General features: G+C 70.8%; 3 protein-coding genes and 1 tRNA gene. All 4 read left to right on the top strand.

Annotation, left to right across the window (positions count from 1 at the left end; all coding sequences use genetic code 11):
• Window positions 1-150: 150 nt before the first annotated feature.
• Complete coding sequence (locus ACXR8F_RS15010; protein ID WP_458801610.1) at window positions 151-1,746, top strand: HNH endonuclease signature motif containing protein; 1,596 nt, start codon at window positions 151-153, stop codon at window positions 1,744-1,746.
• A 66-nt stretch (window positions 1,747-1,812) separates the two neighbouring features.
• Window positions 1,813-3,408: a dolichyl-phosphate-mannose--protein mannosyltransferase gene (locus tag ACXR8F_RS15005; protein WP_045186722.1), complete on the top strand. Its 1,596-nt coding sequence runs from the start codon at window positions 1,813-1,815 to the stop codon at window positions 3,406-3,408.
• 78 nt (window positions 3,409-3,486) lie between these two features.
• Entirely contained in the window at window positions 3,487-8,022 is a 4,536-nt protein-coding gene (locus ACXR8F_RS15000) for a PKD domain-containing protein (RefSeq protein WP_458801608.1), read from the top strand.
• 96 nt (window positions 8,023-8,118) lie between these two features.
• Window positions 8,119-8,194: transfer RNA gene (locus ACXR8F_RS14995), tRNA-Ala, on the top strand.
• Window positions 8,195-8,236: the final 42 nt, after the last annotated feature.

Genomic DNA, 8,236 nt, shown 5'->3' with positions numbered 1-8,236 from the left:
CAGGACTGGTTGTCCGGGAACCACTCCAGCAGCTGCTGGTACGTCGACGGGTAGTCCACGCCCCGAACCGGATTCGCGGTCATCCACAGATTCTACTTCACCCAAGCAGATATGCAGAACATGTGTTCGAATAGACACAGGAGGGGTCCCATGCCGTTCACGATCGACGCGCCGTCGCAGCTCGAGCCGGAGCTGGTCGTCACCGTGTCCGGCGGCCTCTCCGCCCAAGGTCGGCGGTCGGCTGCGAGGGTCGTCGCCGGCCTGATGCGCGACGTGGGTGAGCGTGGCCCGTCGGCCACATCGGTTCACGGCGCGGTCCCCGAGCAGGCGTCGACCTCGCCCCTCGACGACGGCGACGACGCCGACTCCGCTGCCGCCTTCGAGGCGATGATGGACGCCGAGCTCGAATGGTTCGAGGGTGGCGAGCGCATCCGTGGCCTCGTCGACGACCACCAGCTGACTGCGCTGGCCCGCATGCATGCCGTCGCCGTCGCCGAGCTGTCGGCACGACACTCCCAGTCGTGGGTCGACCGCACTCCACTGTCGGCGGCCGAGGCCGTCGCGATGGAGGTGTCGACCGCGACCGGGCTCGCTCAGGGCACCGTGGCGTTGCGGCTCGAGCTGGCCACGGGTTCGCCCACGCGCACGGCGTTCCTCCGGGCGCAGGTCCGCGCAGGCACGACCCCGCTGTGGCGCGCCTGCGAGATCGTGCGCGAGACGCGGGCCCTCGACGACGATGTCGCCGACGGGATCGCCCGCGCAGTTCTCGCCCCGACCCGCGACGGCGCGGGTCTGCCCAACGCGCTCTTCCGCCGGCGACTTCGCCGCGTCGTCCTCGCCGCCGACGACGACCAGAGAGCTCGGCGCCGGTCGGCCCGCGAGCGCATCGGCGCTCACGCCCAGGTCTTCGACGACGGCACCGGCTGCATCACCGTCATCAACGACGCAGACAAGATCGCGGCAGCCATGGACCGCGCCGACGCAGCCGCCCGTGCAGCCCGCGCCAAGGGCGACCCACGATCGCTCGACGAGCTGCGGGCCGACTTCGTCACCGGCGCGGCCATCCACGGCTGGCCCGACGACGACGGCTTCGCGAGCACCGCTTCCGTCCCGTCAGGTCGAGTCTTCGTCGTCGTGCCGCTCACGACCGCGGTCGGTCTCGACGACGCTCCCTGCGAGCTACCCGGCTACGGCTGGGTCAGCGCTCACCAGGCTCGAGAGCTGATGACCGCCGAGGGCTCGGTCTGGCAGACCCTCCTCGCCGACATCGACACGGGTGCGGCCCTGGCGCTCTCCCGCAACGGCTACCGACCGAGCCGCGAGATGGTCGAACACGTCCGTGCCGTCGACGGCGTGTGCCGCGGGCCCGGCTGCACGGTCCAGGCACGGCAGTGCGACCTCGACCACGACGTGCCGTGGCCCCTGGGCCCCACCGCCGTCACGAACTTGACCGACAAGCACCGGCAGCACCACCGCGTGCGCACGGCCGGCTGGTGGCAGGCAGACCGAGACGACTCGGCCCGCGTCACCTGGCGCACGGCCGCTGGCCGCACGTACGTCACCCACCCCAAGGACTGGCTCGACGGCCTGCGACCCAGCGAGCCACCACGGGCCGAGCCAGCACGGTGCGAGCCAGCACGGGGCGAGCCAGCACTGGGCGAGCCAGCACGGGGCGAGCCGGCCGCACCGCCACCACGCGAAGGACCTCCACCGGATCCACCTGCACCGCAACCACCACCGTTCTAGCCCACGGGTCGCGCGGTCGCGCCGCGCCGTGCGCCCCACCCAGCCGCACTGCATACGATGGCGCCCATGAACTCGGCCAGGCAGGTGCGCGCACGCCTGCTCGGAGACCCGGCCGACGACTTCCGCCTGACCCGCCGCACCGCCGGCCGGCTCGCCTGGCTGGGCTGGGCAGGCCCGCTCTTCTTCATGCTCGTGGGCGGCTTCATGCGCTTCTGGCACCTCGGGGCGCCGCACAAGCTGGTCTTCGACGAGACGTACTACGTCAAGCAGGGCTGGTCGATGGTCCTCTACTGGTTCGAGATGAAGAACGACCAGGTGCTCCAGGACGCGTCGCAGGTCGACCAGCACTTCACCGCCAACGACCCGTTCATCTACGGCACCGAGGGCGACTTCGTCGTCCACCCACCCGTCGGCAAGTGGCTCATCGGCTGGGGCGAGGTGCCGTTCGGCATCCTCAACTCGTTCGGCTGGCGCTTCGCGGTCGCGATGGCCGGCACGATCTCGATCTTCATGCTGGGCCGTATCGCACGTCGGCTCTTCCGCTCCGACCTGCTCGGCACGGTCGCCGCCGCACTGCTCGCCTTCGAGGGCCACCACTTCGTCCACTCCCGCACCGGGCTGCTCGACATCTTCGTCATGTTCTTCGGGCTGGCCGCGTTCGGCGCCCTGCTCATCGACCGCGACAGGGCGCGCGAGGTGCTCGCCGCCAAGGTCGGCGACCGGGCGCGCGCCGCCACGTCGTGGCTCGGGCCGTGGCTCGGCTGGCGGCCGTGGCGCTGGGTCGCCGGCATCATGCTCGGGCTCTCCGCCGGGGTGAAGTGGTCGGGCCTCTACTTCCTCGTCTTCTTCGGGCTGCTCACCGTGCTGTGGGACCTCGGCGCCCGCCGGGCTGCCGGCGTGCGCGGCTGGAGCGTCGGCACCGTCGTCAAGGACGGGCCGTACGCGTTCGTCCAGCTCGTCGTCACCGCCGTCGTCACCTACGTGGCGAGCTGGACGGGCTGGATCCTCAGCAAGGGTGGGTCCTTCCGCACGTGGGCCCAGAACAACCCTGACACCACGCACCCGTGGCTGCCCGACTGGTGGCGGTCGCTGTGGGCGTACCACCAGCAGATGTACGCCTCGACGCAGGCGATCAACAGCCCGCACCCGTACCAGACCAACCCGTGGTCCTGGCTCATCCAGGGCCGGCCCACGTCGTTCTTCTACGAGGGTCCGAAGAAGGGCGCGGAGGGCTGCCTCGTCGACCAGTGCAGCAAGGCGATCACGTCGATCGGCACCCTGTCGATCTGGTGGGGCGCGACCCTCGCGATCTTCGTGCTGCTCTTCATGTGGGCGCTGCGTCGCGACTGGCGGGCGGGCGCGATCCTGTGCGGTCTCTTCGCCGGCTACCTGCCGTGGTTCCTCCTCGGCGACCGCACGATCTACTCGTTCTACGAGGTCGCGTTCGTGCCGTGGGTGGTGCTCGCCTGCGTCTACGTGCTCGGCCTCGTCATCGGCGGCCGGGAGTCGTCGCTGACGCGGCGCCGAGTGGGCTACGGCGTCATGGGGGCCTTCGTCCTGCTGACCATGGGCCTCTTCGCGTTCTTCCACCCGATCTACGTCGCCGACGTCATCCCGCTGTCGGACTGGCAGGCGCGGATGTGGTTCCCCAGCTGGGTCTGAGGGCTACAGCCGATGACGTAGCAACGGGTCGTGCGCCAGGCGGTCGACCGGCCCAACGGCCGACCCTAGCGTCGGGTCATGAACGTGGCTGCGCCGGTGTCCCGTGCTCCAGGCCAGCACCGCGGCTCGATGCGGTGGCCGGCGCGGGTGCTGGCGCCCGTCCTCGTGGCCGCCCTCGCGCTGCTCGTGGGTGCAGCACCCCCCGGCTGGGCCGTGGCCACGGCCGACGAGGTGCACTACACCTTCACCGGTCCGACGTCAGTCGCCATCGACTGGCGCGGCACGGCCAGCGACGTGCGGTGGGGCACGACGACCTCCTACGACCAGACGGCCGCCGGCGTCGCGCCGGCGTGGACCCCGTGGTCCTCACCGGGGCCCTTCTGGCAGCTCGAGCTCGGCGGGCTCGTGCCAGGTGCGGAGTACCACTACTCCGTCGGCGGCGGCCCCGACTACACCTTCCACGCGCCGCCGTCGTCGACCTCGAGCTTCCGGTTCGACGCCATCGGTGACGTCGGCGACACGGCACACTTCTCGCACCTCGGGGCCACGCTCGACAACATCAGCGCCGACGACCCGTCGTTCGTCCTCATGGTCGGCGACCTGACCTATGCCAACGGGACGGCGATCTCGGCGGTCGACCAGCACTTCAACGACGTCATGCGCTGGAGCACCCGTGCGGCATACATGCCCGCGTGGGGCAACCACGAGTACGACGTCCTCGGCTCGGACGACCTGCGCAACTACAAGGGCCGACTGCTCATGCCGCACGCGGCCGCCTCCCCGGGCTCGCCCGCGATCTCCGCCGGCGGCAACGACTGGGGCTGGTTCGACGCGGGTCCCGTCCGCTTCATCGCCTACCCGGAGCCGTGGACGGGCGCCTGGAGCGACTGGCAGTCCAAGGCCGGCCCACTCATGCGCCAGGCCCAGGACGACCCCACCATCCAGTACATCGTCACCTACGGCCACCGGCCCGCGTACTCCACCGGTTTCCACCCCGGCGAGACGGGGATCGCCTCGATCCTCGACGGGTTCGGGCAGACGTACAGCAAGTACGTCCTCAACATCAACGGCCACTCCCACGACTACGAGCGCTTCCAGCCGATCCAGGGCGTCACCCACGTGACCGTCGGGGCGGCGTCGTCGGCGGAGACGCCGTGGACGAGCACCGACGCGCGCACTGCCTTCCGCACCTTCCACCTGTCGCACATGCGGGTCGACGTCGGCAGCACCGGACTCAAGCTGCAGGCGGTGTGCGACGAGGCCGCGTCGCGCGACGACATCACATGCACGGCGGGCAGCGTCATCGACGAGTACGTCATCGGCACGCCGCCGGTGATCCCGGTCGCGACCGACTACTACGTCGACCGGACGAGCCCGGTGTGCAGTGACGCCGGCAACGGAACGGCGAGCGCGCCGTTCTGCACCGTGACCAAGGGCGTCAGCCGTCTCCAGGCCGGCAACGCCCTCTACATCGGCGACGGCACGTACGCCGAGACGATCAAACCGTCCGCGTCGGGCACGGCGAGCGCCCCGATCACCATCACGAGCTGGCCCGGCCGCCACCCCGTCATCGGGAGCGGCGTCACGAACGGCGCCTACATCTCGACGCGCAGCTTCATCAGCCTGTCCAACCTCACGTTCACGGGCACCACCGGCGACGGCATCTACGTCACGAAGAGCGACCACATCACCGTCCGCGGGAACACCGTGACCAACGCGGGTCGTCAGGCCCAGAGCGCCACGGCTCCCGGGATCAGCATCCGCACGACGAACAGCTCGCTCGTCGCCGACAACAACACCAACCACAACAGTGACACCGGCATCTACGTCACGACGACCTCCACCGGCAACACCGTGACCAACAACCAGTCGAGCTTCAACGCCCAGGGCTGGCAGCGCAACGCCAACGGCATCAACGTGACGAGTCCCGGCAACACCATCATCGGCAACGTCACCCACAACAACGAGGACAGCGGGATCCAGCTCTACACGGGCGCCAACAACAACCTCGTCACCCTCAACGTCACCTACAACAACGGCGACCACGGCATCGACAACCTCAACGTCACCGGCGGCACCATCGTCGGCAACACGGTCTTCCGCAACTGCACGAGCGGCATCAACCTCGAGGGGTCCACGTCGGGCACCTACCGGATCGCCAACAACATCGCCGTCGACAACGCCGTCTACCCCGCGTACGCCGGCATCAGCTGTGCGCGCCGTGCCGGCAACATCGGCGTGTGGGACGGCGCGCAGAACAGCACGCTGGTCGACCACAACCTCGTGCACCTCAGCAAGACCGGCGTCATGTACGCGTGGGGCACGACCTTCACGAGCCTCGCCGCCATGCGCACCGCCTCCGGCCAGGAGGCCGCGGGCGTCCAGGCCGACGTGCGGTTCACCGACCCGGGCTCGTGGGACCTCACCCTGCGCGAGGGTTCGCCCGCCATCGACCGTGGCGACAGCGGCGTGCCCGGCGAGCAGGCGGCCGACATCGTCGGCGCCCCACGCGTACGCGACCCGAACGTGGCCAACACGTTCGCGGCCGGCCCGCGCCTCTACGACGACCTGGGGGCCTACGAGTTCCAGCCCGACGTCCCGCCTCCGGCGCAGCCGCCGGTCGCGGCGCTGAGCGTCACGCCGGCGAGCGGCACCGCCCCGTTGCTCGTGAGCGCCGACGCGTCGGCCACGACGGATCCGCAGGGCCAGCCGATGACGTACGCGTTCGACTTCGGTGACGGCACGACCGTGGCCGGGCAGTCCGCCGCCGTCGCGAGCCACACCTACGACACCGCCGGCACCTACACCGTGATCGTGACGGCCCGGAACACCTCCGGCCTCACGGGGACAGCGAGCCGCTCGGTGGCCGTGGCCGCGCCTCCGCCGCCCGTCGAGCCGCCGACGGCGAGCCTCGTCCTGACGCCGAGCAACGGGACCGCTCCGCTCTCCGTCACGGCCGACGCCTCGGCGTCGAGCGACCCGCAGGGCCAGACGCTGACGTACGCGTTCGACTTCGGTGACGGCGCGACCGTGGCCGCGCAGTCCTCGCCGACCGCCTCGCACGTCTACACCGCTGTCGGTACGTTCACGGCGAAGGCCACGGTCCGGAACACGAGCGGGCTGAGCACCACGACCACCGTCACCGAGACGGTCACCGCGCCGCCGGTCGTCCAGCCGCCGAGCGCCTCACTGACGGTGACCCCGGCGAGCGGTGACGCACCACTGGCCCTCACAGCCGACGCGTCGGCATCGAGCGACCCGCAGGGACAAGCACTCTCGTACGCGTTCGACTTCGGTGACGGGACCACCGTGGCGGCATCCGCCACCGCGACGGCGGACCACACCTACACGTCCGCCGGCAGCTACACGGTCACCGTCACCGTCACCAACGCGGCCGGGCTCAGCGACAGTGCCGCGCGAACCGTGTCCGTCACGACGCCCCCGCCACCGGCGCAGCCGCCCGTCGCCGCACTCGCCGTCACTCCCAGGAGCGGCCCCGCGCCGCTCGCGGTGACCGCCGACGCGTCGGGGTCGACGGACCCGCAAGGGCAGACCCTTTCGTACGCCTTCGACTTCGGTGACGGCGTGACGGTCCCCGCATCGACGGCTCCCACCAGCAGCCACACGTACTCGACGCCCGGCGCCTACACGGTCACCGTGACGGTGGCGAACACCTCCGGCGCGAGCTCAACGGCACAACGGTCGGTCGTGGTGTCGGATCCCGTCCCACCCCCCACGGCGTCGCTCTCGGTCAGCCCGTCGACCGGCACCGCGCCGCTGGACGTGACCGCCGACGCGTCGCCCTCGACCGACCCGCAGGGGCAGGCCCTCACCTACGGGTTCGCCTGGGGCGACGGCGCGACCACGACCGCATCGACGACCTCGACGGCCACCCACACCTACGCGGTCGCCGGTAGCTACACGGTGACCGTGACGGTGACGAACGCGTCCGGCCTCACCGGCACCGCGCAGCGCAGCGTGACCGTCACCGCACCTCCACCCGCCTACGTGGGCACGCTGGGGACGGCGGCGTCGGCCTCGTCCGCGACCGGTGCGGCCCTCACCCTAGGACCGGGTGTGAGCGTCCAGAAGAACGACCTCGTCGTCGTCACCGTGCAGGTGGTGAGCAACTCCAACGGCGCCATCACCGTCACCGACACCGCGGGTAACACGTATGCCGTCGCACGCACCGTGTCCGCGTCGTCCGGGCGCCTCGTCGTCCTCACCGCGACGGCGACCAACCCGCTGACAGCCGGCGCGAGGATCACGGCGACCTTCCCGAAGGCGGCGACCTCTCGGATGGTCGGGGACGACCTGCGGGGCGTCAGCCGGCTCGACCGGGTGGCGTCGGCGACGGGGACCGGCTCGTCCTTCTCGTCCGGGCTGACCCAGACGACGAGCGATGCCCGTGAGGTCGTGTTCGGGGCCGTGGCCGCGTTCACCTCGTCGAGCAACCCGACGTGGACGTCGGCCTGGACGGGGCTGACGCCGATGGCCACGGGGAGCACCAACCTCGGCCGCGCCTACCAGCTGCCGACCTCGACCGGGGCCTTCCGTGCTGACGGGACCACCGCGGGCAGGTGGGCGGCCGTCGTGCTCACGTTCCGGCCGTGAGCCAGGACGCCGCGTCGCCCTCTGGCGCGGCGTCCCGCGAGCGGCGGTCCGATTCGGTATGCCGGTCGGCGTGGTGTTATCTTTTCTTCCGCACCTGGGGCTGTGGCGCAGTTGGTAGCGCGTCTCGTTCGCAATGAGAAGGTCAGGGGTTCGAATCCCCTCAGCTCCACCAACGGCAGAGAGACCGGACACGCTTCGTCCGGTCTCTCTGCCG

Source organism: Terrabacter sp. AAH1, from assembly GCF_054456855.1.
Note: the sequence above shows the minus strand (reverse complement) of the source record. Positions and strands in the feature narration are given on the sequence as shown.

Coding starts and splice junctions, on each gene's coding strand:
- ACXR8F_RS15010 (WP_458801610.1), top strand. CDS start 151: ATGCCGTTCACGATCGACGCGCCGTCGCAGCTCGAGCCGGAGCTGGTC.
- ACXR8F_RS15000 (WP_458801608.1), top strand. CDS start 3,487: ATGAACGTGGCTGCGCCGGTGTCCCGTGCTCCAGGCCAGCACCGCGGC.
- ACXR8F_RS15005 (WP_045186722.1), top strand. CDS start 1,813: ATGAACTCGGCCAGGCAGGTGCGCGCACGCCTGCTCGGAGACCCGGCC.